The 26,897-nt window shown below is 64.4% G+C and carries 19 protein-coding genes; 6 read left to right on the top strand and 13 right to left on the bottom strand.

The genetic code is table 11. The features are described from left to right. The first annotated feature begins 986 nt into the window (after nucleotides 1–986). On the top strand, nucleotides 987–2,042 hold the full coding sequence (locus tag H5T74_04390; GenBank protein ID MBC7229617.1) for a transposase: 1,056 nt from the start codon (nucleotides 987–989) through the stop codon (nucleotides 2,040–2,042). A 412-nt stretch (nucleotides 2,043–2,454) separates the two neighbouring features. Here H5T74_04390 and H5T74_04395 read toward each other — a convergent pair whose 3' ends face one another. The 5 genes from H5T74_04395 to H5T74_04415 form a co-directional block, all read right to left on the bottom strand. Then, nucleotides 2,455–4,050, bottom strand: coding sequence for a hypothetical protein (locus H5T74_04395; protein MBC7229618.1), 1,596 nt, complete (start codon nucleotides 4,048–4,050; stop codon nucleotides 2,455–2,457). Between the two features lie 281 nt (nucleotides 4,051–4,331). Next, the gene (locus tag H5T74_04400) at nucleotides 4,332–5,618 is read right to left on the bottom strand and encodes a radical SAM protein (protein ID MBC7229619.1); all 1,287 of its coding nucleotides are present in this window, start codon (nucleotides 5,616–5,618) and stop codon (nucleotides 4,332–4,334) included. 4 nt (nucleotides 5,619–5,622) lie between these two features. Then, nucleotides 5,623–6,411: a hypothetical protein gene (locus H5T74_04405; GenBank protein ID MBC7229620.1), complete on the bottom strand. Its 789-nt coding sequence runs from the start codon at nucleotides 6,409–6,411 to the stop codon at nucleotides 5,623–5,625. A 293-nt stretch (nucleotides 6,412–6,704) separates the two neighbouring features. After that, nucleotides 6,705–7,016: a PqqD family protein gene (locus H5T74_04410; GenBank protein ID MBC7229621.1), complete on the bottom strand. Its 312-nt coding sequence runs from the start codon at nucleotides 7,014–7,016 to the stop codon at nucleotides 6,705–6,707. After that, entirely contained in the window at nucleotides 7,006–7,431 is a 426-nt protein-coding gene (locus tag H5T74_04415; GenBank protein ID MBC7229622.1) for a lasso peptide biosynthesis B2 protein, read from the bottom strand. The genes H5T74_04410 and H5T74_04415 overlap by 11 nt, the downstream gene beginning before the upstream one ends. 73 nt (nucleotides 7,432–7,504) lie before the next feature. Here H5T74_04415 and H5T74_04420 point away from each other — a divergent pair, with 73 nt between their 5' ends. Continuing rightward, nucleotides 7,505–7,672, top strand: a complete 168-nt coding sequence (locus H5T74_04420) for a hypothetical protein (GenBank protein MBC7229623.1) — start codon at nucleotides 7,505–7,507, stop codon at nucleotides 7,670–7,672. Here H5T74_04420 and H5T74_04425 read toward each other — a convergent pair. From H5T74_04425 to H5T74_04450, 6 genes are all read right to left on the bottom strand, one after another. Then, nucleotides 7,669–8,784: a nucleotidyltransferase family protein gene (locus H5T74_04425; protein ID MBC7229624.1), complete on the bottom strand. Its 1,116-nt coding sequence runs from the start codon at nucleotides 8,782–8,784 to the stop codon at nucleotides 7,669–7,671. The genes H5T74_04420 and H5T74_04425 overlap by 4 nt on opposite strands. 396 nt (nucleotides 8,785–9,180) lie before the next feature. After that, a complete protein-coding gene (locus tag H5T74_04430) occupies nucleotides 9,181–11,748 on the bottom strand; it encodes a hypothetical protein (protein ID MBC7229625.1) in 2,568 nt (855 codons plus the stop codon). Between the two features lie 88 nt (nucleotides 11,749–11,836). After that, nucleotides 11,837–12,628 carry a hypothetical protein gene (locus tag H5T74_04435; GenBank protein ID MBC7229626.1) on the bottom strand — a complete coding sequence of 264 codons (792 nt, stop codon included), beginning with the start codon at nucleotides 12,626–12,628 and terminating at the stop codon, nucleotides 11,837–11,839. Between the two features lie 777 nt (nucleotides 12,629–13,405). Further along, a complete protein-coding gene (locus H5T74_04440) occupies nucleotides 13,406–13,666 on the bottom strand; it encodes a hypothetical protein (GenBank protein ID MBC7229627.1) in 261 nt (86 codons plus the stop codon). Nucleotides 13,667–13,880: 214 nt separating this feature from the next. Then, nucleotides 13,881–15,104: a SufD family Fe-S cluster assembly protein gene (locus tag H5T74_04445; protein MBC7229628.1), complete on the bottom strand. Its 1,224-nt coding sequence runs from the start codon at nucleotides 15,102–15,104 to the stop codon at nucleotides 13,881–13,883. Next, complete coding sequence (locus H5T74_04450; GenBank protein ID MBC7229629.1) at nucleotides 15,092–15,811, bottom strand: ABC transporter ATP-binding protein; 720 nt, start codon at nucleotides 15,809–15,811, stop codon at nucleotides 15,092–15,094. The genes H5T74_04445 and H5T74_04450 overlap by 13 nt, the downstream gene beginning before the upstream one ends. 1,224 nt (nucleotides 15,812–17,035) lie before the next feature. Between H5T74_04450 and H5T74_04455 the strand changes: the two genes are divergently transcribed. Further along, entirely contained in the window at nucleotides 17,036–17,317 is a 282-nt protein-coding gene (locus H5T74_04455) for a cytochrome B5 (protein ID MBC7229630.1), read from the top strand. 411 nt (nucleotides 17,318–17,728) lie between these two features. Here the strand turns inward: H5T74_04455 and H5T74_04460 are convergent, their stop codons facing one another. Next, on the bottom strand, nucleotides 17,729–19,957 hold the full coding sequence (locus tag H5T74_04460; protein ID MBC7229631.1) for a PAS domain S-box protein: 2,229 nt from the start codon (nucleotides 19,955–19,957) through the stop codon (nucleotides 17,729–17,731). A gap of 440 nt (nucleotides 19,958–20,397) precedes the next feature. Here H5T74_04460 and H5T74_04465 point away from each other — a divergent pair, with 440 nt between their 5' ends. The 3 genes from H5T74_04465 (at nucleotide 20,398) to H5T74_04475 (ending at nucleotide 25,162) form a co-directional block, all read left to right on the top strand. After that, nucleotides 20,398–20,682, top strand: a complete 285-nt coding sequence (locus H5T74_04465; GenBank protein ID MBC7229632.1) for a hypothetical protein — start codon at nucleotides 20,398–20,400, stop codon at nucleotides 20,680–20,682. Nucleotides 20,683–21,084: 402 nt separating this feature from the next. Then, nucleotides 21,085–22,263, top strand: a complete 1,179-nt coding sequence (locus H5T74_04470) for a radical SAM protein (protein MBC7229633.1) — start codon at nucleotides 21,085–21,087, stop codon at nucleotides 22,261–22,263. 979 nt (nucleotides 22,264–23,242) lie between these two features. Continuing rightward, a complete protein-coding gene (locus H5T74_04475; GenBank protein MBC7229634.1) occupies nucleotides 23,243–25,162 on the top strand; it encodes a CocE/NonD family hydrolase in 1,920 nt (639 codons plus the stop codon). Between the two features lie 336 nt (nucleotides 25,163–25,498). On the opposite strand, the gene H5T74_04480 is transcribed toward H5T74_04475, so the two are convergent. After that, on the bottom strand, nucleotides 25,499–26,806 hold the full coding sequence (locus H5T74_04480) for a putative DNA modification/repair radical SAM protein (GenBank protein ID MBC7229635.1): 1,308 nt from the start codon (nucleotides 26,804–26,806) through the stop codon (nucleotides 25,499–25,501). Between the last annotated feature and the right edge of the window lie 91 nt (nucleotides 26,807–26,897).

Raw genomic sequence — 26,897 nt, forward strand, 5'->3', positions numbered from 1 at the left:
CCGTACGTATTATAGACGTTGCCCTCTGTCGGAACACATGTTCCATTTCACGCTTGAGCGCGCCTCTCAGGCCGACTCGCATCCCATCGGCGGCATCCGCGCATCGTCGCGGGGCTCACTTCTCTCGCATGTCCGCACCTGTTATCTCCCAGCTCGAAAAAACCGCGTCCTCGCGGTGACCCTTCACGCGAGAGCGTACTTCCTGGCATTACAAATATTCTTATCGGCGGTATCTGGTTTTACCGCATATTCGTTTGATATCTGTTTGATGCTTGACCGCAAAGGCCAGGTACGAGGCGAGGCCGCCCTCGCGGGCGGCCTCTCTTTCGTCGGCCACGCTTTTGCAGGCTCTTCGTAGGCTACGTTTTTGCCGGCCTTTTCTCGCCTCCTACGTTATCGCGAGAAACCTTATCCGCTCTTGCCTCCACCATTTGCATCCATCCCTTACACTCGTTATAACGGCATCCCGCGACTCCCTTTCCACATTCCTCCGGAATTCGGGACATATGGGGCCTCTGCGGTACCATTTCGGGGATGAACGGTCCAATGGGGTCAGCCCCGGACATGGGACAAAACCTGCCCGGAGCGATCGCCTGGCCCCGACTTGCGACCTCCATCCGCGTCGTAGGGAAACCCCGAAAGCGGCTACACACCGTCAGCCGCGCTTCGTCTTCGTCCACCCGCAGTGGGTTTCGCTGTGTTTCGCGGATATCACCACACCGGGTTATTGCGACTCTCTGACAGGGACGGCCCTGTCGCCACCTTCCCATTTCGTCTTTCGGGATCTTTCCCGCGCACGGTGGTTGCGCGGGCGCTAGCTATCCGGTCATCGGATCAGGGAGCGGTGGACGGCGGTGAGGCGGGGCGGGGTTCGCCTTTTGTCCCATGTCCGGGGCTGGAATGATAAAGAACGGACGCCCCCGAACAATTGGGTAACAGGCCGATGTGCCGGCAAGGAAGCCGGCCCAACTGAAAGGAGGCGTCCCATGAGTAAAGTGTACATCGGGATCGACCTGGCGGCCAGGTGCTGCTGGGGGGTTACGCTGGACCAAGGGGGCCAGCTGATCAGCATGGAGAGGTTTTTAACCAGCGGAGAGAACCTTGTCGCCTACGTGAAGGGCCAGCCGGGCGAGGCCACAGTGCTTATGGAGGAGTGCGATCTGGCGGGCTGGGCGTTGCGGGTGCTCCTCCCCCATGCGGAGAAGGTGGCGGTGTGCGAGCCCCGAACCAACCTCTGGATCCACCGCGACGCCGTGAAGACCGACAAGATCGACGCCAGGAAACTGGCCCAGATCGCCATGAGCGGCAACTACAAGGAGGTGTGGCACACCCGGGACCAGGAGATCTACAAACTGCAGATGGCGGTGAGGGCCTACGAGAGGCTCTCCCGCAGGACCACGGCCCTCAAGAACCAGATCAAGTCCGAGCTCAGAGGGGTGGGCTTGATCACCGAGGGAGCCTGGGTCTTCGGGAAGCGGGGACGGCGGGATATCCTGGCCCTGGTGGTAGACCCGGTCGTGCGGGCGATAATCGCATCCGACTACGAGCTGCTGGACTTTACGCTCAAGAGACAGGCCGAGGCCAAGGGGCGCTTCGTGCGTCTGGGCAGGCAGATCGGCATCTGCCGGGCTTTCGAGGAGATCCCCGGGGTGGGTCCGGTGGTGGCGGCCAAGTTCTGCGCCTACGTGAAATGCCCGCAGCGTTTCGCGAAAAAGGGGGAGCTCTTCCGTTACTCCCGCCTGGGGGTGAGCAGGCGCGAGACGGGGGGGAAGAGAGTGCGCGGAGAGCACCTGGACCCTTCCGGGTGCGGGGCGCTCAAGGATATCTCACACAAGGCCTTCCGGGCTGCCTTGAGGACCCGGGGGGACAACCTCATCAAGCGCTCCTATGCGCGAACGCTCGCGAGCACCGGATGCGAGGCGCACGCCCGCCTGACCACCCAGAGGAAGATACTGGCCATCATGTGGGCCATGTGGAAGCACGGGGAGCTCTATGACGACAACCGTGACCTGAAAGAGAGGGCTTGCGAGGCCCGCTTGTAGGGGAGCCGCGCATGGGCATGCCTCTTTCGCGGCGGTTCGCCTCCATACCCGCAAGCGGGCCGGGCTGCCGGGAAGTCTCGTCTGGGGTCATATCCCGGCCTTGCGCGAAAGGTCGAGGATCGAGGGGCTGGATAGACCCCGGCGCGCAAGCCCCATCATTCCATAGCACTCCCGCTATGCGGGAGATGCTCAAAAAGGTGACTGGCTGAGTCAGGCCTCTATCCGGCGAACCGGAGGTTTGGACGGGTCCGCAGGCGTACGCGAAAGAGCGAGGCGATATACGCCCTAGAGAAAGAGGCGTAGGTGCTCGTTCGGGGGCGTCCTCCCAAGCCAATAGGATTTCGCTAACCCCTTGGGAAAGGGGTCAGGGGAGATTTATCCTTGACTTGGGTCTTTAAAGGTGACCCCATTGTCAGCGGATCTCTACGTAGTCGAAGTTCACGAAGTCGAGGCCTTCTGCTCCGGGAATGCCAGTGGCCTCCACCACCAGGGTATGCGTGCCCTTGGAGAGTCCGGTCACCTGGAAAACCCCCTGCTGCCACAGGGCGGGCTTGTAGGGACTCTGCTCATCGGGTAGATAGCCGCCGTCGTAATAGAGATCGAAACTCCCGGCCAATCTGCCGTCAATGTAGAAGTTCACGGTGCCGCAGCTCCAGTAACGGGCGGAGTACACGCGCACCCTGCGCCCGGTGAAGGTGAGGCTGGCGCGCGAGCCCCTTCCGCTGCTCACCCGCAGCACCCTGCCTCCCGGCTCGAGCCTGGAATAATCCTCCCTGGCCCAGGTCCCAGCGGGGTATCTCCAGGCCGGGCTGTCGGCGTCGTATATCACGGCGGGGGCCAGTACCGCGCTGGCGGAGGCGGGGCTGCTTCGCTGCCCGGTGATGTTCACCGCCACCACCTGATAACTCTCACCCTCCACGCCGTCCAGGTAGAAGAACTCCGTGCCCCTGGTGATGAGCTCCGCGTTCAGCCTCACCGGCGTGGAGCCGTTGAGGAGGTAGACGTCATAGCCGGCCAGGTCGCTCTCGGTGTTGCGTCCCCACTCCAGAGCCACGCCGGGGTCGTAGGCGGTGGCAATGAATCCCGTGGGGACGGCCGGGGGCTGGTAAGAATACACGTAGGTAAACATGGCCACGCTGTTGGAGGGAGGGCTGGTCTCTCCGGCGTTGTATAACGCCACCACCACGTAGAGATAATATGCGTCGGTACCCAGTTTTCTGTCGGTGTAGCTGGTCCTGCGCGTCTGGAATCCATCTGCCAGCGAAAGCAGTTTCTCCCAGAGGTCGGTGGCCTCGCGGTTCAGGGCGATGATGCCGTTGAGGACATCCACGTCCTTGCGCATGGCGGCCAGGGCGTCCTCCCTCTCCGTCTGCGTAAGTCCCTGCAAGCTCAGCAGATCGACTTGGGAGGAGAAATCCTTCGCGTAGGGCGCTGCTTCCGGGTCCATCTCGGAGAGATGGGCATATATCTCCGCCATGGCGGAGAAATCGCCTCCATTCCACCTCTCGACCTCGTAAGTCGAAAAGCCCGGAGCGCTGGCGCCGGTCCAGGAGAGCAGTATCCGGGGGTTGCCGGGACTGGCGATATATGTTCCCTCCAGCCCTGAGGGACCGGGGAGGTCGGGGTTGATGGCGCTCACCACCGGCACATCGGGAAGGACGTCGGGTAGTGACGGTTCAGCGGGTGCCGCCGGCGCCGGCTCCACCGGCAGCGCGGTCGGCGTGGCCGCGTCCCGACCTCCCCCCGGCGCGGCCTTTGCGGGGTCAGGCCGCGCCGCCGCCGCGGCACGAGGTGCGGTAGCGCCTTCTTCCTGGACCGGCTGCGGCTGCGCGTTGCCCACGGCCCGCGCCATGGCGGCGAAGGAACGCGCGAAGGACGCCGCCCCCGGCTCTTTCGCCGCCACCACCGCAGGCGTGGCGGCGGGCATGAGGGACACGGCGAGCGCGCAGGCGAGAAAGACGGCGGTGATGGAGGCGCTGGCCGCCAGGTGCTTCCAGAATCCTCTCATCGCTTTTTCCGCTCCCTTCGCACCGCCCCCGTCACGAGGACATCACACGCTCCGGTAATCCTCTATATATAACGGCGAAAAAGAGGCGGGCGAAATGCATGAGTCGGCATACGGCGTATTATTAAGGGGGAACGGCACGGATGCGGAGTTGAACGGCTAGCGCTGCTCGTGGAGCAACGGTCTACCCTTCGGCCGCTTATCATACGTCAACACCTATGGATGTTCGCTCATTCCGAGGGGCCGGAGACCGGTCTCACGCAGTAAAACCTCGGGGCTTCCCTTCAAAAGCAACCGGGAAGCGGGTCACTTCCAGGTTTCAGCGGCAGCGCGCCGCGCCGGGGGTGAAGAGGTACATGGAATAGCAGTTGGGCCAGACGACCTGGCACCCGCCGAAGAAAAAGCGGTTGATGCGCATGACCTTCATGCGAGGCTTTTCGTAGGTCCTTTTGTCTTCTTCTTGCCTCTTCATGCTCTAAAACCTTTACCAGGGCGCGCGTCTGCCTGCATCTCTCGCGGCTCAGACCCGAGGTGTCACCCTCCTCCAGGAAGGAGAGCGCCCGGCAGATGGCGCACTTTTCCAGCAGATCACACTTTTCGCATTCCGCCGCCAATTCTTCCTCTCTCTCCCTTAACCTTAATATCGGCGGCGAATCTTTCCATATCCGGGCGAAATTATCCTTCTTCAAGCTTCCTAACACAAGGGGCAGGGCCACGCAAGGATATACGTCACCGTAGGGGTTGACGGCGAAGACGGTGCGCCCCGCCCCGCAGTAGCGGCGGTTCTCGCTCTCCAGGCGCACGGGATCGACGGCACATTTGCGCAGGTAACGCGAGAGGTCCTCGTAGGTGAGGGACTCCCCTTCCGCCCCCAGGATCTCGGCGAGGTTCCCCAGCATGTACTCCGTCTCGAAGCGGATGAAGCGCTCCAAACCCGCATCGTCGAGCCGCAGCGAGGTGGGGGCGGGGTCGAGGTCGTTGCGCGGGAAGATGAGGGAGGAGAAGATGGCCTTGACCCCCAGATCGTCCGCGAGGGAGGCTATATCCTCCACCTCGACGAGATTGAAGGCTCCCACCGTGACCTTGAGCAGCAGGGGCACCTCCCGCTCCAGCAGCAGCTCCATGCCGCGCCTTACGGCCGCGAAGGAGCCCTCCACCCCCGTCAGGGCATCGTGGGTGGCCGCCCCGGCGCCGTACAGGCTGACGTCCACCCGCAGGGTGGGAAAAGCTCCCAGCATGCGCGCCGTCTGTGCATCGATAAGGGTGCCGTTGGTCTGAAGGGTTATGACGTAGTCCATGCCCGCCGCCGCCTCCAGCAGCCGCTGCAGGTCCGGGCGAAGGAGCGGCTCGCCGCCGGTGAAAGATATAAACAGACACCCCAGGGATGCCAGCTCCTCGAGCAGGGATATCCACCTCTCCGTTCCCATCTCCCCTTCCCGCGCCCTGAACTGGTAGCAATGGCGGCAGGAGAGGTTGCAGCGGTGGGTGAGTTCAAGGCTGCCGGAATAGGGGACGTTGCCCCCGAATATCCTGTCGACGAACTCGCGCTCCATGGAGACCGACGCTCCCACCTTCCTATACCTCTCCGAACTCCGACAACGCCCGCTCGAAAAAGGGCACGGCGTCATCGCCGAGCTCCAGGCTAAACTCGTATATCGGTACCTTCTCCATTATGCTTGAAAATATCTCCAGGAGCTTGCTCTCCTCCGCGGGGTGGCCCAAGCGCGGCGCGTTGGCGGACAGTTCGGCCAGAGCATCCCCGGGACCGCGGCGCCGCAGGCCGCGCGGCAGCTCCGGATGCAGCAGGAAAACGGCTCGCATGGGGATGCCCCCGTAGGCGACTGCACCCCCCTCCTTTCCCGGCCAGGGCGTGCCGTAGAGGAGGAAGCCGCCGCCATCATCCCGCACCGCCACCAGGTCATCGCCCAGCACACAGTCCCGGGGAAACTGCCTGCTCAGGGTGGTCTTTCCGGTTCGCGTGTGCCCGGTGAGCAGGAATCCAGCGTCCTCGAAGGAGATGCCCGCGCCATGTACCATGGTACCGCCGGACGCGAGCAGCTTCACCTGCAGGCAGGCCTTGACGAAACCCTGCAGCGCTTCGCGCACCGCCTCCTCCTCCTCGGGGATTCTCCAGGCGCGGTCCAGAGGCGGGAGCCCCATCCTCCCGGAGCCCCCCTCCCCTATCTCCCCCAGGGGCTTCAGGCCTTCCCGCCCCGGCGGAGCTCCCCCGCCACCTTCTCCACTCCCTACGCCCGCGACGGCACAGAACGCGAAGGCCGTCCCGCTCCTGGCCAGGACAAAGCGCGGAGGGAAAAAGCGGCGCAGAGGGTCGGCGTGGGCCTCCTCGTCCTCATACAGGAGCACCGTTAGGTCCGGGGAAGCGCCGCGGGAGGACAGCAGGACCGGCCCGAGTGGCCCGGCGGCCGCATCTTCTTGCTCGTACTCTTCCTCCCTCGCTTTACGTAAATCCTCGACGCCCCGGGAACATGGGGAGCGCACAAAGTCCCTGAAGGTTCGGGGAAGGTGAGGAGTGGGATCGCCCACGTCCGACTCTATGCTCAGGGAGAGGCCTGCGACGGTAAAATCCTTTCGCCAAGAAGACAAACTCGACCTCTCCTCCTAAACGCGTCCTGGAACACACTTCCAGTCAACGGGCCTCATTCCGGGATCACCACCTCGACCGCTCCCCGTTCCAGGAGCTCGCCGGCGAAGGAAACCGCGTCGGCCTCCGCGGTCTCCGCGTCCACCTCGAACTCCTCGGCGATCGCCCGGGCCACCTCGCGGAGCGACCTCTTCCCATCCAGTCGGGACCAGAGAAAAGCGGCCACGGGGTTCAGATGCATGACCTCATCGCGCCGCACGTTCACCAGCACCGCTTCCCCGTCTATCTCCCGCCAGGCGATGCCTTCCAGGCGCCTGAGCCTGGTAGCGGGACCCAGCGGGGGGTTCTTCCGGCCTTCAAGACTCATCCTTCAGCTCCCGGTAGCTTGTGGGCACCTCCATCACCGGCCTGCCGTCCACCGCCACCCAGCAGTGCCCCTCCATCCTGCCGTCGTCGGAGCGCACCCCGAACACCAGGCACGCGTCATATCCCTCCTCGCGCAGCACGCGTGCGAGGGCGAGGGAACGCACCAGACAGCCGGGGCGCAGGCCGATCCTGTCCAGGAGGGCGAACCATCGTCCCACCAGGCGTACCACCGCCATCTCGTCAGCCCCTCGCGCCAGCGCGAGCCGCCGCTGCAGGGCGCGCATCTCCACGGCGGGAAAAACGCCGGCGCGCAGCAGGGCTTTAGCCGTGCGGGCGTGGATGCGCATCGCGTCGCGGAGGCTCCTCGCTTTGAGCTTCCACATCTCCAGCAACCAGGACTGCCGCTTTCCATTCATGCCAACAGTATAAGACATCGCCAGCGGAGCCGGGGCGATGTCACGGGAAGCGACGGCGGAAACAGAGGCGTGTATGGAAAAAGGAAGAATCGCGGGCAAGGGAGGGGGAGAGTTGGTCGCGGGAGGGGGAGCTGTGGTCTCGGGAGGGGGAATGTCCCATGTCCGGGGCTGGTCGCGGGAGGGGGAGACTTGGATGCGGGAGGGGGAATGTCCCATGTCCGGGGCTGACCCCATTGATTAGAAGCGGTGGCGGCCCCTGGCGAGGTGCCCGGGGATATGCGCGGCGCCGCAGCACCGCTCGGGCCATTCGTCGGCGAGGAGAAAGAAGAGGAGGTTGGCGGGCGAGAAGGAGCGCGAGCGGTGGGCGGGGATGGCCTCCGGAGGGAGGGCGCGGAGGAAGCAGCGCATACTTGCATAATCCGGCAGGAGGGAATCGATAAGGCCGTCCGGGATGCCGCAGGCGAGATCGATGCTTCGCAGGTAGAGAAGCCCGGGAGCCACGAAGCTCCTCACCCGCCAGCTCCGCGCTTGATCTGCCAGCATATCCCAGTCCAGTTCCCGCGAGCGCAGGATCTCCAGGAGGTCGCGGAACTTCACCAGACGCGCGTAACGGTGGTTCACGGCCAGGTCCAGCAAGGTGGTGATCGCGAGGTGCTCCGGGCACATGGCGGAAAAAGAAAGGGCCCCCGACTCCTCCTCCAGGGCTCGATCCCAGATATCGGAAACCCGCAGTGAGGTGCGGCGCTCGTACTCCGCCGGCCAGTGCATCCCGATGTGCACGTCTATCTCCATGGCCATCCCGCTCTCCGCCAGGGGGAGGGCATACACGGTATAGGCGGGAGCGGGCACGAAAGAGGGGCGCTCGGGAGCGGGCACGAAGCCGGCGTCCAGCAGGGAGCGGTGCAGCCCCGGCAGGTCCCCCTCCCTCACCAGAAGGTCCAGGTCCCTGAAGCCGCGCGCGCCCTTCCTCTCGTAGCACCGCGCCGCGAGATAGAAGCCCTTGAGGGCAATGACCTCTATCCCCCCGCGCGCGAGGGCCGAGAGCGCTCTCTCCGCGCCCAGTTGGATCAGGGCAGCACGTGCGCCCTCGCGCGTAAAGGCCGCGGCCCACTCCTCCCGCACCTCCCCCGGCAGGACCAGGGGATGGCGCAGACGCGCGCAGTCCTCTTCCACCGCGTGCAGCAGCGGCTCCAGCTCATGGTAGGAGGCGTGGCGCAAAAGGGCGCGCCGCTGCTCCGGTTCCTCCAGGCATACGGAGGACCTCGCCAACTCAGCGGCGGCCTTCTCGTCCCCGAACCGATATCCCGTCGCCCGCAGCAAGAACGCGGCCGCGGAACCGCATCTCGCGCCCATCTACCCTCTCCTCCCCCCTTCCCGGCGGCAGTTAAATTGTAGCGCAGTCCCCCGCCGCCCCGTACATGCCGCTGGAGCCAAAGGGACGGGAAAAACCGTGTGGGGCGGACGACGGGCCCTTGAGAACTGTTGGCGACAGCTCCTACCCAAGAACGCGGTCGTTATTGCCGGAGGTTCTCTTTCTACCTCCTTCCCTCCCTATCCGTTGGTCGTTCTCGTCAGGCCCATCGCAACCGCCCCTGTGCCCGAAGGAGCCCGGACGCCGGAGGCCAACTCGCTCCCGGAATCCCCTTGTCCTGAAGACCGTGCTCGGCAACCAAGATCCGGGTTCCCCGCGATGGCGTTCGACACACGAAATCCCCCGCTCACGGGAATCCCGCGCCCGGCCCCTAGCCCCTAGAAAGTGGGGATGCCGATGGAGCAGTGGGCGCCCTGTTTGTAGTCCGCCGTCCACATGTACATGGCGCGCTCGGCGAGGACGCCCACGGGGTTGACGCCGACGGACTCCACCACCGTGGAGACGTCGAGGTCGTGCACGAACTCGTTGACGTGCACCGAGAATCGGCTGTTGGGCTGCATGGTGAAGATGATGCGGTTGGCCTCCCCCTGGGGGCCGAGGAAGACCACCCTGACCTCGGCCGCTTCGTCATTGGGGTTCTGCACCAGCACCCACTCGTCGAACCCCGGCCGCGTCGTCCCCTCGGGGAGGTACCAGGAGATGTCCGTCCTTGATGACCCTATGGAGTCGTGGGCGCCGCGCTTGCCATCGGGGGTGTTCATGTACATGGCGCGCTCGGCGAGGATCTCCGTGCCGTCCAGCGAGGCCACCACCGTGGACACGTCCCTGTCGGGGACGAAGTCGTTGACGTGGATGGAGAAACGGGAGTTCGCCTCCATGCGGAAGTCGTAGGTCCCTCCCACCCCCTCCGGGGTGAGGAAGGTGGCGCGCACGTCGGTACCGGCATCGTTGGGGTTCATCACCAGCACCCACTCGTCGAACCCCGGCCGCGTCGTCCCCTCGGGGAGGTACCACTCCGGCGCCGGCGTGGAGAGCCCGATGGAGTCGTGGGCGCCGCGCTTGCCGTCCAGGGTGGCCATATACATGGCGCGCTCGGCGAAGACCGGCAAGGCCTCGCCTCCCACCACGGTGAGCGATTCCACCCGCGTGGCGATCTCGGTGTCCGGAACGTGCTCGTTCACGTGCACGGTATAACGCCTTCCGGCTCCGATCTCGGTGACGAACTCCCTCACCACCCCGCCGCGGCCCAGGAACTGCACCCGGGTCTTCACGGGCGTGTTGTTGGGGTTCTGGATGAGCACCCACTCGTCGAATCCGTAGTAGGTGGCCCCTTCCGGCAGGTACCACACCGGGTTGGGGACCATGATCCCGATGGAGTCGTGCGCTCCCCACTTGCCGTCGACGGTGCCGAACATGTACATGGCGCGCTCGGACATGATCCTGCCCCCGTCGATGGCGGTGACCATGGTGGAGACGTGCCGTTCGGGGACCCACTCGTTGACGTGCACGGTGACCCGCGAGCCCGGCATCGCCTCCAGCAGGGGCCCTTCCACCTCCTCTTCCAGTGTCTGGAAGATCATGCGCACCCGCACCATCTTGGCGCTGGGATTCATTACCAGAACCCATTCGTCGAACCCGGTGCCCGTGTAACCCTCGGGCAGGAACCAGCTGTAGGTGAAGAACTCGTAGACCACGCAGTCTCCCGCATCACCGTACCAGGCCACGTTATAGACCTCCATGCCCGTGATGTCGTAAAGACCGCTCAAGTCCACGCTGAAGGCGCCCGCGGCGTCGCTGTATGTCTCCACCACCACGGGGTCTCGGTAGACGTTCATGGTCACGCGCACCGGCCGTCCGGGCGCCGTGTACCCGCTCACTATGTCGGTCACGGGGTCGGCGCTGGAGGCGACGTCGGCCACGATGATGGAATGGTCGGAGCCCAGGTTGCAGAGCACTTTTTCCCCGGGCGCGATGTCGTGGTGGGAGAACCAGGCATCGAAGAAGCCGTCCACTCCCGTTCCCACGCTCTTGGTGGCGGTGCCCGCCTTGACGGTCAGGTTGACTCCAGGATTGTAGAACCCCATGACCTCGTCGTACTGGGGATAGACGGCCATGGCCGCTCCCGTCCTGGCGATGTTCATGACCACGTGGCCCGCGGCGTTGGTGGAGAATATATATGCCACGTCGCCGTTGCGGATGTTGAACCCGGCGAAGGATGCGTTGTAACTGCCGCCGGAGGCGGTGGTCTTGCGACGGACCGCACCCGGGGGGATGTCCCCGTAATACGTGGAGGGGATCTTGAGGTATACGTCTATGATGTTCCCCGAAGGCGCGCTGCCGGAGACCTTCTCGCTGGAGACGTTCACCGCCCCGGTCAGGGTGCAGTCCACGGACACCGGGGTGCCGCCCGCGAGGTCGGTCACCCTGACGATGTCGCCGGAGAGGATGTCCTTGCCTCTATCGTCGAAATCCACGAAGAACCAGGCGGCGCCGTTGGTGGTGGCGTCGATGGTGGAGACCGCCGCTCCTCCCCGCCGCAGCTCTACCCTTACGCCCGCATTGGCATGCGTGGTGTATCCCTCCACGGTGTTGAAGGGGATGGATATGCTGACGCCCGCTTTAACCGCGGCGCTTTCTACGCTTTCGGCGCTTTCTCCCCCCATGCTCCCCTGCCCGGAGGAAGGCCATCTCACCTCGCTGCGCTCCAGCCTCTCATGGGCCTCTCCGGGGGTGGACGGCAGGCGCCCCAGGGGGTCGGCGTAAATATGGCCATCCGCACCATCCGGTGTGAAGGTATCCCCCCGCACAGGGCCTTGGGCGGAAGACGGGAAGTCCTTGTCCGCCGTGGCCCTCTCCCCCCGGGGAGAGGATGTATTTCCCAGGGCAAAAGCCGCGGTGGGCATAAGCAGAAAGGCCAGGAGTGCCGCTGCGACCGCCAAGCGCATCCCGGCCTTCGCCTTATACGCGCATCCCGCGCTTTCCTTCATTCCCCCTCCACAGGCGCTGGCTTGAAAGCTGGCTTGAAAGAGAAGTTCACGGCGGGTTGGTGATGTAGGTCAGGTGCCATATGCCGTAGTCCCTGCGCAGGCGCATCTCCGCCGGCACTGTCTTGCCGCTCTTGCCCGCCACCACCCCCGTGAGCACGGTCTCGTTTTCGCTGGGCCGGCTGACGCCGTGCACCTCCATGTAGGCGAACCTCCCCTCCGCTATGCGGGCGAGGAAAGGCTGGAGCTCCGCTATCTCGCGCGCCAGCACATCCTCGAAGCTCCTGGAGACCTGGTAGTTCGTACCTCCCTGTAGATCCCCGGTGAGCTGGCTGATGGCAGCGATCCTCCACATGCCGGCGTCGTACTTCATGACCATGGTCCCGCTCGCCGAACCCCCGTCGGAGATGGTGCATACGAACTTGATATAGGAGGTGTTGGGATCGCCCACAGGACGCACGTCGGCGCTGACCACCTCCAGGCGCAACACCCTCCCCTCCGCCACTGCCCGGAAGAAGTTCTGGTGGCGCTGGGTCTCGGTGACGTAGCGCTGGTCAGGGGTGGTATAGGCGAAGTCCTCTCCGGTCATGCCCTCGCTCGCCGCGCCACCGAGATCGGAAGCGGACGCCTCGCCCGCCTCACCCGGCTCCTCCGCGCCCTGCGCCTCGCCTTCGGTTGATACCACTTCGGCCAGCCGGTGCTGGAAAGAGTCCCCGGTGGGCTCGTCGGCGGACGCGGCCGCTCCCTCTCCGGCCCCGTCGCCGGTCATCCTCCAGGCGGCGACCACCACTCCGCCGGCGCATAGAACCGCCACCAGGACGACTATGATTACCTTCTTCAACCTCTCCGCATCCCTTCCTTTTGCCTCTTCCGGACCTATGGCCTCAGGGTTTAACAGAAATATATCACAGCGGTCCCGCGTGTAGGCTGACGCACTTCGACACGTCTTATATCGGCACAAACCCCCGTCTAGATTACCGTGGGGTCAGCCCCGGACATGGGACATTGCCAATGACTCCCATGGGGCGTCCGTTCTTTATCGTCCCAACCCCGGAAACGGGACAGTGACGATGACTCCCATACCGTGGGGTCAGCCCCGGACATGGGACATTGCCAATGACTCCCATGGGGCGTCCGTTCTCTATCGTCCCAACCCCGGAAACGGGACAGTGACGATGACTCCCATGGAGCGTCCGTTCTCTATCATTCCAGCTCCGGATATGGGACATTGCCAATGACTCCCATGGGGCGTCCGTTCTCTATCATTCCAGCTCCGGATATGGGATGGTGCCGATGAGGTCTGCCAGAGAGGTAGCCTTAGCCCCGGTTTTCGAAACGTGGGGTTGCATCAACGGGTGGCACCGTATCCCGGACACGCGATCCTCGATCCAGCGGTCGGGTTCGATCTTGCGGCTTTTACCCGGGATCCGACAATGTCCTGGAAGCTCGTATTCCACCCTTCATCCTGGCGACAGTCCCGAGACGTCCCATCGGCGTCAGACGCTTACTTGGGGATATTCTTCTTATCGAAACCGATGGTCGCAGGCCTCTTCATTCACCGGACTAAAAACCGAGGATCATATGATACGGCTTCATGCAAGGAGGTATCATTCCGGTTTCATCCCTCGACCTCCCTCACCCCCCTCTCCTCGAGGGAGGCTATGAGCGCCTTCGCGGCGTCCGCCTCCTGCGGCGGGACTACGATACGCGCCGTGCCGATGGGGCCGGTATAGGCAGGAGCGGGGGTGTCCGCCCATTCCAGGGGATGGAAACCCTCCTCCCTGAGGATGCGCATGACGAGTTCGGCTTCCGTCCTGCTTCCCGCGAAGACCACGGAAGCGCGACATCTGCGCCGCCGGAAGAGTTCAAGCCAGCCCATTTCCGCCCCTTGTCAACTTATGTGCCGCCAAAGCCGCCCTACCTCGCTCTGAGAAGAGCCCGGAACGCGTAATCGCCACATATCCTCGTGTATGAGGCCTGATCGCCACCCACCGGTCATCTTTTGCCGGGAGAGAGCAAATACTCATCTATGCGGCCCTACTCCATAGCAGGCGGGGCGGAGAGATTTTGTCCCATGTCCGGGGCTGACCCCATCAAAGGGCTTTGCTCTCGGAGAGCTCCATCATCTTGCGCAGCTCGCGTTCCAGCAGCGGCGGGAGGCCTTCTATCCTCACGTTGAGGAAACCCCGCACGATCACCGCCGTAGCCTCCTCCTCGCTCAGGCCTCTGGCCATGAGGTATTCCACCTCTTCCTGGGCGATCTTGCCCACCGCAGCCTCGTGGGACATGTCCACGTCGGGGTGGTTGCCCTCGAGCTCCGGCACTGCGTAGATGAGGCCTCCCTCCTCCAGGATGAGGCCGTGGCATTCCAGGTGGGCCTTTATCCCCGCCGTCTCTCCCTTGAGATGCCCCCGGGCCACGATCCTGCCGCCTTTGGTCACGGCACGGGAGACGATCTCCGCGCTGCATCCGCGGGCCCCCAGGACCACGCGCGATCCGAGGTCTATCTCGCTTCCCGGCTGCCCCACCACGATGGAATTGAAGCGCGAGGTGGCTCCGGGCCCGGTGAGGAGCGCGGTGGGATAGGCCTGCAGGCTGCGCACCGCCTCCATGCATATGTAGTTGGACATGAAGAGCCCGCCTTCCTCCACCAACACGCCGGTGCGGGGCCTCACGTCCATGCCCTCCGCCCAGTTGTGCACCATGGTGAAGGTGACGCGGGCGTTCTTCCTCACATAGAACTCGGAAACGCCCACGTGCAGACCCATCTCTATGTCGTGGCGACTGGCACAGCCGGTGATGATGTGCAGCTCCGAGCCCTCCTCGGCGATGATGATGTTATGCACCCGCTGTACGAAGCGGGGCTCGCGGATATAGAGGCAAGCCTGGAGGGGATAGATGGTGCGCGATCCCGGCATGGCGCGCATAAAATAACCCTCGAAGGGGTTGAGTTCCACCGTGGCGGTGTACTTGTCGGCGTCTACGGCCACCGCCTTCCAGTAGTAGTCGTGCAGCCAGTCATATCTTTCCAGGGCCTCGCGGGTACCCAGGATCTCCAGGCCTTTTTCCAGGGCTTTCCTGTGCACCACCGTGCCGTCGATCTGCACGAAGGACCCCGACCTCTCCCGACCGCTCTTCTCCACCCCGACGCGCGCCAGCTCCTCTTCACCCAGGTCCTCCAGCTCTTCCAGGGATTCCACGTATGCGCACTCTCCCGGCTCGGCGCCGTACGCGCACATGTCCAGGTCGCTGCCGAAAGCCGCCGGCTTCTCCGCCGCCGCCCTCGCACGTTCTTTCAGTTCTTCTAGCGCGTGCATCTCGCACACTCCTCGAATCCGTACCTCCGGATGCCCTCGAGCTGCTCCCTCGGGTTGCCGGAGCACACTATAGACCCCTCGCACAGCACATGTCCCTGATCCGCCTCCACGTAGTCAAGGATATAGCCGGTGTGGGTGATGATGAGGCCGCTCTTTCTGCGCTTACGGCGCAGGTCCTTCTGCAGGAGTATGCGGATGGCCTTTCCCACCAGCTGCAGGTTCTCCATGTCCACGCCCGATTCGGGCTCGTCCAGAAGCACCAAGTCGGGGTTCTGCGCCATGAGCTGCAGCAGCTCGGACCGCTTGATCTCCCCTCCCGAAAAACCGTGGTTGACGTCACGCGCAAGAAAGTCCTCGAGGTTCAGCTCGGTGGCGAGTGCGCGCACGTCGAGATCGTCGCGGGAGCAGATGGAGGTCATCTGCTGCAGGGAGACCCCGCGCACCGTGGGCGGCCGCTGGAACATCATACCTATGCCGCGCCGCGCTCTCTCATGCGGGGGCAGGGCGGTGATGTCCTCGCCGCCCAGGAGGATGCTGCCCGCGGTGACGCGGTAGCGGGGAAACCCCATGATCGCCATGAGCAGGGTGGTCTTTCCCGAACCGTTGGGCCCGAAGAGCACGTGCGTCTCGCCGCTCCTGATCACCAGGTTCACCCCGCGCAGGATCTCCCTACCCTCCACTTCCACGTGGAGATCGCGCAGCTCCAGGAACCATCCGTTGCCGATGAACCCGCCGTCTGTAGAAGGGCCGTTCAAATCACCACCTCCAAACGGTTGACCAAGGGTCCTGCCGCAGCCCGAGATCGCCTCGAGCCATAATTGATTCTACCCCCACGCGAAGGGGATAAACGATGAGGTAATGCACGGTCCGAGGGCATCTCGCGTACTCTCCCCGCGCGAAGGGGATCGACAGCCTCGGTGATCTCGCGCGCCACGGCCACTGCCGTACTCTCCCCGCGCGAAGGGGATCGACGAAGTCGTTGATGGACCGTTCCGAACTCCGACAATACTATCCACGCGTGAAGGGGTTGGAGGGTCCGCCATCCAGGCATGCAGGCTCACCGTTACTCCTGTCCACGCGTGCAGAGATGGGGGGTTTTTCTGTGCATCTTCCCGCTTCCTGATTAATTGTGCCCACGCGTGAAGGGGTAGGGAGTCTGCCATCCAGGCATGCAGGCTCACCGTGACTCCTGCCCATACGTGAAGGGGTGGGGGATATCGACTGACGAGCGGCTCGGGAATCGGACCCCCCACCCCAGCTCGAAGGGGTGGGGCGTCACATGAGGGGTGCCCGGGGACAGCGGGGGAATCACCATGGAGTTCATGCCCTGGATATCTCACCACGCGGCCAACGCGGGCGCGGAGGCGGTCTTTACTCAACCCCTTTTCTCGTTCTTGAGTTCTTGTTGCCTTTGCCGGGCGCATTCCCTGGCCAGGTAGAAATACGGATGGTTGTTGCAGGAAATGTACGGGCAATCAGCGCACCGGAGGCCGTCCCCCATCAAGCACACGGCGATCCCCCCCTGACGTCGGCCATGTCACATACCAGTCTTCCACCTCACCCCCTCTCTTCCCTTCCGGGAAAAACCGAGGCGCTCGAAGCCCGCCACCCCTATCCGGGCACCGGCGCTTGTACTCATGATCCGGTTCAGGACACATGATCGGGCTCAGGAGACCCCGGGGTTAATGAGCTGGGATGGGGGGGCAGAATAGGCTACAGGATGCGGTTCACCCGCCTCGAGACAAGCCGGTGCCGCCGGCGGCGCGGATCGTTCCAGACGGATCACGGCGGGGAATGCGGGAGAGAAGGAGGTCGGGGGTTGAAAAAGGCGGTATTGGTCTTGCTGCTCTCTGTGACGCTCACGGCGATGCCGACGCTGTTCCTGTGGGGATGCGGGGGGGTCGTCCGGGACGGAAGGGGACGGCGCCGCGGTGACAGAAAAACCCGAGAGCGTCGGGGAAGGCGGGGGCAGGGTCTTCACCCTCACGGAGCTCGCGGAGTTCGACGGCAGAGGTGGAAAGCCCGCCTACATCGCCGTCGACGGCGTCGTCTACAATCTCTCGGGAAGCGCGATCTGGCCGGAGGGGGAGCATACACCCTGCAACCTGGGAGCCATGGCGGGCCGCGATCTCTCCCAGGAACTGAAGCAGGCGCCGACAAGCATGCGTGAGAATCTCAAGCGCTTCCCGGCAGTGGGGACGCTGGGAGAATAAGCGGTTTTCGGGTTCCAATAAAAACGACACCTGCATAAAGATACCGTTCTCGGAAAAAGACCGCCACTGGTATTCGGGTTGCGATGACAGGCACGCCGGAGATGAGCGTGACGGCGCGGCGCCGAGATCCCTTGATAGCCACGAAATGGTCTTTTACACGCTCCGTATTTTTAAGTGTCGGGTCGTCTCATGGGGATAGCGCGGCGCCGAATCCTGCGTAACGGCTTTCTTTTCAGGCGAGTCCTGGAAACACGTTGACCCGCAATGTGATGCCGTGGCTGACCCATTAGGCGGGGATGGTGAAGCGGAAAAGGCGGAGCCGCCGCCCTCCCACGGCTCGTGCCAGATGCGGCCCCCGCGCGCGGCCACGAACAAGCGCCGGGAAATGTCCCATGTCCGGGGCTGACCCCATTAGGTGGGGATGGTGAAGCGGAAGGTGGAGCCGCCGCCCTCCCGCGGCTCGTGCCAGATGCGGCCCCCGTGCGCGGCCACGATGCGCCTCCCGATATAAAGCCCCAGCCCCAGCCCGGGGCCGCTGTGGTGCAGGGCGTCGCTCCCCTGTACGAAGCGCTCGAAGATGTTCTCGCGCTTCTCCTCCGGCACCCCCTCGCCACGGTCCAGGACGGAGAACTCCAGCCCTTCCCCGGTGCGCCGGGCGCGGAGCTCCACCTCCGAAGCGGGAGGAGAATACTTGACCGCGTTATCCAGGAGGATGATCAGCAGGTGTGCGAGGCGGTTATGGTCGAGGTGCGCCGTCCCGAGGTCCCCCTCCACCGCGACCTCGATCTTCCTCGTGCCCGCGCGCGCCCGCATCTCGTTAACCGCCAGCTCCACGGCCTCCATCACCGGGGCCTCGCGCTTGTCCAGGGCGAACAGCCCCCGCTGCAGGCGCGAAACGTCCAGGAGCTCCTCCACCACGTACACCAGGCGATCGGCGCCGGCCTCGATGGCCTTCAGGGACTCGAACCAGGTATCCCGGTCCATGCGGCCGCCGTGGCGGGAGATGGTCATTGCGTAGCCCTTGAGCAGGGTGGCGGGATGGCGCAGCTCATGGGCCGCGATGTCCAGGAAGTCCCGGAGCTGCTCTGCGCGCGCCTCCAACTCGCGCTCGTACAGCTTCTTGTCCGTGATGTCCACGACGGAGATGACGCTGCGCGGGACCTCGGGGATCATGTTCACGCTGACCAAGGCGTTTATGGGTCTGCCGCTCTTGTGCCTGGCCAGCATCTCGAACTGCATCGGACCCCTTATCTCCCCATTCAGCAGGAGGCGCGAATAGCGCTTCACCCTCTCCACGTCCTCGGGCATGATGAGGTCGATGTAGCGCATCCTGCCCACCACCTCGTCACGGGTATAACCGAAGATGTTCTCCATCTCGCGGTTGACGTCGACCACCAGGCCGCCTCTGTCCACCAGGAACATGGCCGTGCCCGTGGCCTCGAAGGTGGCGCGGTACCACGCCTCGCTCTCGCGCAGTGCCTCCTCCATCCGTTTTCTTTCCGTGATCTCGCGCACCAGGGCTAGGATGCGCCCCTCACCGGCGATGGTTCCCCGTTTGAGGTTAACCTCCACCCAAAAGAGCTCGCCATCTTTGCGCCTGGCGTGCCACACGAAGAGCTGGGGCTCTCCCGCCGCCGCCTTCCTCACCAGCTCCACCGCCCTTTCCTGGGTGTAGGGATGCACGCCGGAGCTTATATCCTCCACCCGCAGCGACCGGGCCTCCTCGGGCGTGTAGCCATACATCTCCGTCATCTTGCGGTTGACGTCCAGTATGGCCGCTGTCTCCTGGTCGTGGACGAAGATGGCGTCGTTGGCGGCGTCGAAGATCTCGCGGTAGGTGGCCTCCGAGCGCCTCAGCTCCTCCTCCACCCGCTTGAGCTGTGATATATCCCGTGCCACCCCGATGAAACCCCTCGGGTTCCCCTTCTCGTCGCGGAAGACGGTGGTGCTCATCATGGCCGGGAATACGGAGCCGTCCCTGCGCCGGTGCCCGACCTCCCCGCTCGCCGCCCCCTCTTCCAGGGCCTTACGGTTGAACGGCGTCACTTCATCGCGCACCTGCTCGGGGGTATGGAATATCTCCAGGTGCTTCCCGATGATCTTTCCTTCCACCTCGTGCCTGGCGTAGCCGTGCATCTCCGCCCAGGCGCCGTTAACGTAGATGATCCTCCCCTCCAGATCCGCCACGGCGATGCCGTCCACAGACTGCTCCACCGCCTGCAGGAGGCGCTTTCGCTCCTCCTCGGCGCGCCTCTGCTCGGTGACGTCGCGGGAGTTGACCACCATGCCCCGCACCAGGGGATGCTCCAGCAGGTTGTAGGAGTCCGCCTCGTGGACGCGCCAGGAGCCGTCGGCGTGGCGCACGCGCAGCTCCACGGTGCCGGTGACGCCGGGGCGCGAGAAGGCGAACTCCAGCGCCGCCCTGGCATTCTCCACGTCATCGGGATGGATGAGGGAGAAGATGCTGCTGCCCATGAGTTCCTCGGGCCGGTAGCCGAGCAGCCTCTCCACGGAAGGCCCCGCGAAGACGATGTTGCCGTCGCGGTCGAGCACCGACACCAGGTCGAGGGCGTTCTCGATGAGCAGGCGGTAATATTCCTCCCCCCGCCTCGGCTCCTTCTCCGACTCGTCGTACCGCACGCCGTCCTCCGCCTATCGTCTCATCTGTTGGGAAGATATGGCATGATGCATCGAAGCACCGTCACGCGACAGCCCAACACGTCAGTAATATTCTAACACCTCCGGCGGGACTTCAGATTTGACCCTCTCGGAGTGCGACCAGGTCGAAGGATTTCGCCGACGGTCCCTATGGCCCGAGCTGCAGACGGCTCCGCGGATCGCAGGGCACGGGATGTGGATGCAGGATGCAGGTCAGTCCCCTGACGGTTCCCTATGGGTCGCACACACCCTTTTCCGCGCCTCCTGGGAACCGGTTTAGCCGTTCTATGCCATTTCATCATGCCGTTTCTTTTTCACATACCCGGGAAACCGGCCATCAAGTGGTCCCGGAAAGGCGGCTCCATCATCTCCCTCGCCCTCGGGGAAACCGGAGCTGGCCTCGGCCGCGTTTCAGGGGAATAATGGATGAAGACGCGGACGCACGGCGACGGCGAAATCTCGTGGAGGTAGAGATGGCGGAGGACTTTCCCGCGTTCACGCGGAAAGCACGCGAGATACTGGAAGGAGCTTCCCGCCTCGAGGATATCGAGGACTACCGGGAACTGCTGTGCGGAGACTGCCCTTTTTACCATCACGGCGAGGAGGAGAACGAGGAGTGCGGCAGCTTTCGTCTTCTGAAGGCGCTGCTGGAAAGAGACGCCTTCGACCTCGAGGGCGCCCTGCGGGAGCTCGCGGGGGGCGATTGACGGCGGCCACCTCTTAGTGCTTGAACCACCGTCATCATGCAAGTGAGGGGAGCGACATCCGCCTCAATGGCGCCCACAGGAGCTTGTGGGGGTGGTTGACGTCGCTCACCGCTCAAGCGCTTCGCCCGCTGCCATCATGTATATATGAAGGTATAAGGGGAGCTGGAGGGAGCGCCGTCCGGCTCCGTGGCGCCCACGGAAGCCGGCGAGGGGCGGTTGAGCGGGCATATTACGGCCGTCCGCGGCTCGACGGGAACGGGAAAGAGGTTCGGGTGGTCTACGTGCTCACATGCCGTCTTGCGGCGGGTAGAGGCGGGGTCACGAGGCGGGAGCATGAGGAGAAAAGCCGTCTTCCAAGACGCCGCGCGGGGGCGGAGGACGGCAGCGAAAAGGAGTTGCGGTATGAGCGCTGGTGAGCGGCCATATACGGAGCGGGATCTCCTGAGGCTCGCGGACGGCTGCTTTCTCAAGCGCCTGGAGACACCGTGCGTGTACAACGCGGCGCGGGACGAACTATACGAGCTCTCAGAGGAAGCCCTCGACTTCCTGGCCCGCTGCGACGGAACCCGCACCGTGGAGGAGCTGCGGCCCGAGGGCGCCTTTCTCTCCTACTGCCTCGAGGAGGGGCTGCTGGTGTCGGGGCAGGATATCGGGTCCAGGGAGATGAGCATCGGGGTCAACGAGGTCCCTTCCCTGCGCTATCTCATGGTTGAGGTCACCGAACGCTGCAACCTGCGCTGCCGCCACTGCTACCTCGGCGACGCGGGTTCCTCAGACCTGGACTTGCAGCTGCTCATGGCCCTGCTGGACGAGTTCGACGAGCTGGGCGGCCTGAGGCTCATGGTCACGGGCGGGGAGCCCCTGCTCTACCCGGGATTCCATGCCCTCAACCGGGCCCTGGCAGGGAGGTCCTTCCGTCCCGTGCTCATCACCAACGGCATCCTCCTGGGCGGGGAGGACCTCTCTCACCTCAACTTCCTGGAGATCCAGTTCTCGGTGGACGGTCTCGAGGCGGGACACGAATCCCTGCGCGGCAGAGGCACCTTCACGGAGGTCATGGAGGCCCTGCGGCGGGCCGTCGCGGCGGGCATCGACGTATCGGTGGCCACGGTCATCCACGCGCGCAACCTCGGCGAGCTGGAGGAGCTGGGCACCCTGCTCTCGGAGATGGGCGTCTCCGCATGGAACCTGGAATATCCGGTGGCCAGCGGTCGTATGGCGGACAACCCCGACCTGATGCTGGCTCCCGAGGAGGCAGCTCCCTTCTTCGAGCTGGAATGGGGATGGGGCGCCCACGAGGGAGCGCCCGGCTACGCCTGCGGTGCGCACCTGGCCGCGGTGGAACCGGGAGGACGCCTGGTGAAATGCGGCTATTACCGGGAGGTGAGCGGAGGCCGCCTGGAGAAGGGCCTGCGGCAGGCCTGGCGGGACCTTCCCAAGCTGAGGCTGGAGGGGGAATGCGCTTCCTGTGAGCTGCTGGCGGAGTGCGGGGGAGGCTGCCGCTACCGAGCGGAATCCGCCTGCGGGGCGGGCGGCCCCGACCTCCTCATGTGCGCTCGCATGGGACGGCGCCGCGGTTAGGCACCGCGCTCCGCACTCTCTGCTTTCCCCCCGTCCTTCCCGTTGAACCCCGTAACATGGGAGTATCTCCAAATCCGGCAAAGGACTCCCCGCTTTCCCCCCTGTCCTCCCCGGTGCACCTTGGAACATAAGATCTAATATGAATCCAGTAAAGAACCCCTCGCTTTGCCGCTCCTGCCCACCCCGGTGAAGCCGCTTTCCGGGTTGACGGTCGAGGTTTATGGCTTGCGCGGCGGGTGTATAATGTTTACAGGAACCACTACCAAGGAGGTGGTGAGATGAGGATCACGAAGATCCCCAGACGGAAGGGCGGCACTTGCAAGTGCAATAAGAGCTGCGGTTAGCACGCCCTAACCGGGAGGGGGGCTTCCGGGCCCCCCTCTTTTTGGTCTCCCTTTCCTGTTTCCTCTCCCTGCCGACGAACCGTGAGGCGCGGAGTCCTGACGGACATGCGTGCGCTCCCTCTTCCTGTTTCCTGTCCCTGGATCGACCGGGCAGTAATGCCGAGGGGTCCCGCCGGCTACGCCTTCATCTCTTTTGTTTCCTGTCTTTGGGAAGAACGAGCCACGAGGCCGACGGACCCCATGTTTCGCGCGCTCGTTACCCATTCCTGTTTCCTGTCCACGGTAACGCATCCCGGGCCCCGGCCGATATGGTAAACGGGCGCGCTTCAGGATCTGCGGATCAACAACCGGGAACAAGGACCGGCTTGGAGGCGAATCCCCGACCCCGAAGAAGGCGTTGGAAGAGGTCGGGCCCGATCCGCGACCTTCTCCATCCTTCCCGGTGGGTCATCGAAGACGAATCCCCCGTCCCCGTCCGATTCGGCAAGAAGGGTCGGCCCAGGCATCTGGCAGCTTTCCATATAAATACCCTTGCGATGTTCACATATTGCATGTTATAAATATCGCGAGTAACAAAGAGGGGTTGCCGGGGGATATAGGCTCCCGCCGCGCCTCGTCGTCTGAAGGGGGTAACGATGACGAGATCCTTCCGCATTCGAGTGACCATGCTCCTCGCCCTGGCCATGGCATCCCTGCTCATGGTCCTCTCGCTCGCTCCGGTTGCGGGCGCGGGCACACGGACGTCCGAGGCGGATACCGGCGGCGGGGACGTCGCCGCTTCCTCCGCTCCCGGATCATCCCTCGAGGTGGCCAGGGTGGACGAACACTGGACCATGGAGGACGGGGTGAAACTACCCGTATCGGTGTTCTACCCTCTTGCTGCCGGGGGACCGGGCGAGGCAGCCGTGGATTACCCGCTCATCGTCTTCGTTCATCCCTGGGACTGCGACAAGCTCATCTTCGAGAAGATGGCCAGAGAATACGCGGGGGACGGTTACGTATCCGTCACCTTTACCATGCGGGGATGGTACGGCGCGGAGGGCCAGATAGGGTGTATGGATCCCGAAAAGGAGATACGGGATGTGCGCACCATCATCACCCTGGCATCCGAGGACGAGCGCTTCCCGGTGCTCCGGGACGAAAAGGGCCCTGTGGTGGGGATCACTGGCTATTCCATGGGCGGATGCACCTCCTTCCTGGCGGCACCGCGCAAGGACCCCAGGCCTGGCGACCCCGGCGACCCGCGCATACGCGCCGTGGTGCCCATGCACGGGGGAGCGGACCTGCAGTTCTCCATACTTCCCAACGGGGCCGCTAAGGCGCTGTGGGGGGTCTTTCTGGCCGCCGGAGCCTATATCGGCAATCTCTCCGGCCTTCTGATGCATGTCCTCGCCATCGTGCAGAGAAGCGACCTGAACGCCTTGCAGAAACTGCAGGCCGCCATAGATGCCTTCTGGAAGGCCATGCCCCCGGTGAACAACGTCACCGACATGCTGTTGTGGATCACGGGGGCTGCCATGGAGCGGCGGGTCGAGGACGTGGAAAAGGGGCGCCAATACCTCCGGGAGCGCTCCGCCCGCTACTGGTGCGACGGGGAATACGACGGGGTGGTAGAACATCCCCTCGTGGCTCCCACCCTCATCCTGGCGGGCTGGAACGACGACATCTTCTACGCCAACGAGGGACTGCGCATCTTCTCCACCGCCATGGCTGCCCCCGCGCGCATGATCATCACCAACCACGGCCATATCGGGGGCATGGGGGGCAACTTCTTCATCGACCTCCCAGAAAGCCCCGAATCCCGGTGGATAAACGGGCAGATCAAGGCGTGGTTCGACCGCTTCCTCAAGGGCGTGGACAACGGTGCGGACAGGGAGCCGCGCCTCATCTTCTACCGCGGCCAGGACCCTGACAACTACGGCCGGGCGGACTCCTATCCCCTGCCGGGCACACAGGCCGTCTCCTATTACCTCAACGCGTCAGGCAGTAACCTGGTGCTCACCAGAAGCAGGCCGCGGGGCAGCGCCGATTTCGAGCTGCTGGTGAACACGGGCATCACCGGCTCCATCTCCCTTCCCTACTACCAGGACGTGCCCAACATGGTGGGCGGTGAGACCATGCAGGTGCCCTCGAGGATAAAGCTGCTGGGCATCCCCTTCACCGAGCGCTGCTATCTCTCGCCCCCCCTGACCCGCGACCTCACCATCATGGGCGCGCCGCAGCTCGAGCTGTTTTACAAGAGTTCCCAGCCCTTCACGCAGCTCATCCCCTGGATATACGAGGTGGCGCCGGACGGCACGGAGACACTGGTGAGCCGGGGCTATTACGAGGGCTACAACCCCGAGGTATGGAGCATGTGCGACACCGCGGATCAGCCGGTGGAGATGCAGGCCTGCTACCATCGCTTTTCCCGGGGAAGCCGCATCAAGCTGGAGATATCCACCGCCGACCTGCTGATGACCTGGCCCGTCTTCGGCCTCACCTTCATCCAGCTCCAGCGCAACCGCACCGCGGCCTCGCGGCTCATCCTGCCGGTGGTGCCCAACAGCTACTGAGTATCCCGGGGATGGGAACCCGCGCGAGCGAGGGGGTTCGCGAGGGTTTACGCCCCGGGGGCGCCACGACTTACAGCGAGCGGCGGGGCCGTATCGGGTCACGGGGGTCTCCCGCGCCATCCCGGCAGGGCTCCGTTTCCCCACAAGCCCCGCGGCACGGGCTTCCCGGGTTGCTCCAACTGCATGACCCGACATCTCTCGGGCATGAGCTTCCTCGGGCAAAAGCTTCCTCTGTAGCCGGGGGTTGCGCCTTTCCGCCACCGCGATGACCTCGAAATAAGCCGCCTTCATAAACCAACACGGCACCCGGTCTACATCACCAGACAGAGGTAGGCTCTAGAGCTCGCCGGTGGCGCTGGTCATGGCATCGTCGGCAGCCACGCCGCAGGTCTCCATCCCGAAGAGGGCCATCTGTCCCTGCCCCATCCGTCCCCCTGCCTCGCGGCAACGGGTCGTCATCCCCCTTCTTATCTCCTCTCCGCTCAGACGCGACCCGGAGTAATACCTTCCCCGGCAGGTGATGAAATAGCGCGCCCGCTTCAGCACCACACCGATCCTTTGCAGGTCCTCGAAATCCAGGGAATGGAAGCGCCTGGCCGCCATGATACGGCGCGCCGTACGCACCCCCAGCCCCGGCACGCGCAGCAGGGTCTCATAATCGGCGCGGTTCACCTCCACGGGGAAGAACTCGGGGTGCCGGATAGCCCAGGCCGACTTGGGGTCCAGCTCCTCGTCGAGCTGAGGATGCTCCTCGTCCAGGATCTCGCGGCAGGTGAAGCGGTAGTGGCGGATGAGCCAGTCGGCCTGGTAGAGACGGTGCTCGCGCAGCAGGGGCGGGCTTTCCAGACGGGGCAGGCGGGGGTCGTCCGAGACCGGCACGAAGGCGGAGTAGTACACCCGCTTCAGCCCGTAGCGCCGATAGAGCCCCTCCGCCAGCTCCACGATGCGCAGGTCGCTCTCGGGGGTGGCCCCCACGATGAGCTGGGTGCTCTGACCCGCGGGGACGAAGGCGGGGGCTCTGCGGAAGCGCTTCCTCTCCTCCCGGTTGGCGGAGATGCCCTCCGCCAGGTCTCCCATGGGGCCGAGGATGTCCTCCTTTCTTTTTTCCGGCGCCAGCAGACGCAGGCTGCTCTCGGTGGGCAGCTCGACGTTCACGCTCATGCGGTCGGCGTAAAGGCCCGCCCGGCGGATGAGTTCCGGGCTGGCGCCGGGGATGGCCTTGAGGTGGATGTAGCCGTTGAAGCCCTTCTCCTCCCGCAGCAGGCGCGCCGTGAGCAGCAGGCGCTCCATGGTGTGATCCGGGCTCACCCAGACCGCAGAGCTCAGGAAGAGGCCCTCGATGTAGTTGCGCCGGTAGAGATCCATGGTGAGGTCCGCCAGCTCCCGCGGGGTGAAGGAGGCGCGCGGCCGGGACACCGACGCCCGGTTGGCGCAGTAGGCACAGTCGAAGATGCAGCGGTTGGAGAAGAGCACCTTGAGCAGGGATATGCAGCGGCCGTCGTCGGACCAGCTGCGGCAGACGCCGAAACCCACGCCGTCGCCGAGCTTTCCGACGCGGGCCGGCCTCCTCACCCCGCTGGAGGAGCAGGAGACGTCGTAGCGGGCCGCGCCGCCGAGGATCCTCAGCTTCTCCTCCAGGTCCATGGCTCACCGTCCCCTTGCTCGCGCGCTCATCCATGCTCATTATGAAGGGCCGCGGTGACATCTCATGGTGGGGGGAGCGGTGACATCGCTA

The sequence above is a fragment of the Actinomycetota bacterium genome, assembly GCA_014360645.1.
Taxonomy (GTDB): domain Bacteria; phylum Actinomycetota; class Geothermincolia; order Geothermincolales; family RBG-13-55-18; genus Solincola_B.

Bases quoted from the DNA above. Each gene is read 5' to 3' on its own strand.
- H5T74_04390 (MBC7229617.1), top strand. From the start codon at position 987: ATGAGTAAAGTGTACATCGGGATCGACCTGGCGGCCAGGTGCTGCTGG.
- H5T74_04395 (MBC7229618.1), bottom strand. From the start codon at position 4,050: ATGAGAGGATTCTGGAAGCACCTGGCGGCCAGCGCCTCCATCACCGCC.
- H5T74_04410 (MBC7229621.1), bottom strand. From the start codon at position 7,016: ATGAGTCTTGAAGGCCGGAAGAACCCCCCGCTGGGTCCCGCTACCAGG.
- H5T74_04415 (MBC7229622.1), bottom strand. From the start codon at position 7,431: ATGAATGGAAAGCGGCAGTCCTGGTTGCTGGAGATGTGGAAGCTCAAA.
- H5T74_04420 (MBC7229623.1), top strand. From the start codon at position 7,505: ATGGAAAAAGGAAGAATCGCGGGCAAGGGAGGGGGAGAGTTGGTCGCG.
- H5T74_04425 (MBC7229624.1), bottom strand. From the start codon at position 8,784: ATGGGCGCGAGATGCGGTTCCGCGGCCGCGTTCTTGCTGCGGGCGACG.
- H5T74_04430 (MBC7229625.1), bottom strand. From the start codon at position 11,748: ATGCGCTTGGCGGTCGCAGCGGCACTCCTGGCCTTTCTGCTTATGCCC.
- H5T74_04440 (MBC7229627.1), bottom strand. From the start codon at position 13,666: ATGGGCTGGCTTGAACTCTTCCGGCGGCGCAGATGTCGCGCTTCCGTG.
- H5T74_04445 (MBC7229628.1), bottom strand. From the start codon at position 15,104: ATGCACGCGCTAGAAGAACTGAAAGAACGTGCGAGGGCGGCGGCGGAG.
- H5T74_04465 (MBC7229632.1), top strand. From the start codon at position 20,398: ATGGATGAAGACGCGGACGCACGGCGACGGCGAAATCTCGTGGAGGTA.
- H5T74_04470 (MBC7229633.1), top strand. From the start codon at position 21,085: ATGAGCGCTGGTGAGCGGCCATATACGGAGCGGGATCTCCTGAGGCTC.
- H5T74_04475 (MBC7229634.1), top strand. From the start codon at position 23,243: ATGACGAGATCCTTCCGCATTCGAGTGACCATGCTCCTCGCCCTGGCC.
- H5T74_04480 (MBC7229635.1), bottom strand. From the start codon at position 26,806: ATGGACCTGGAGGAGAAGCTGAGGATCCTCGGCGGCGCGGCCCGCTAC.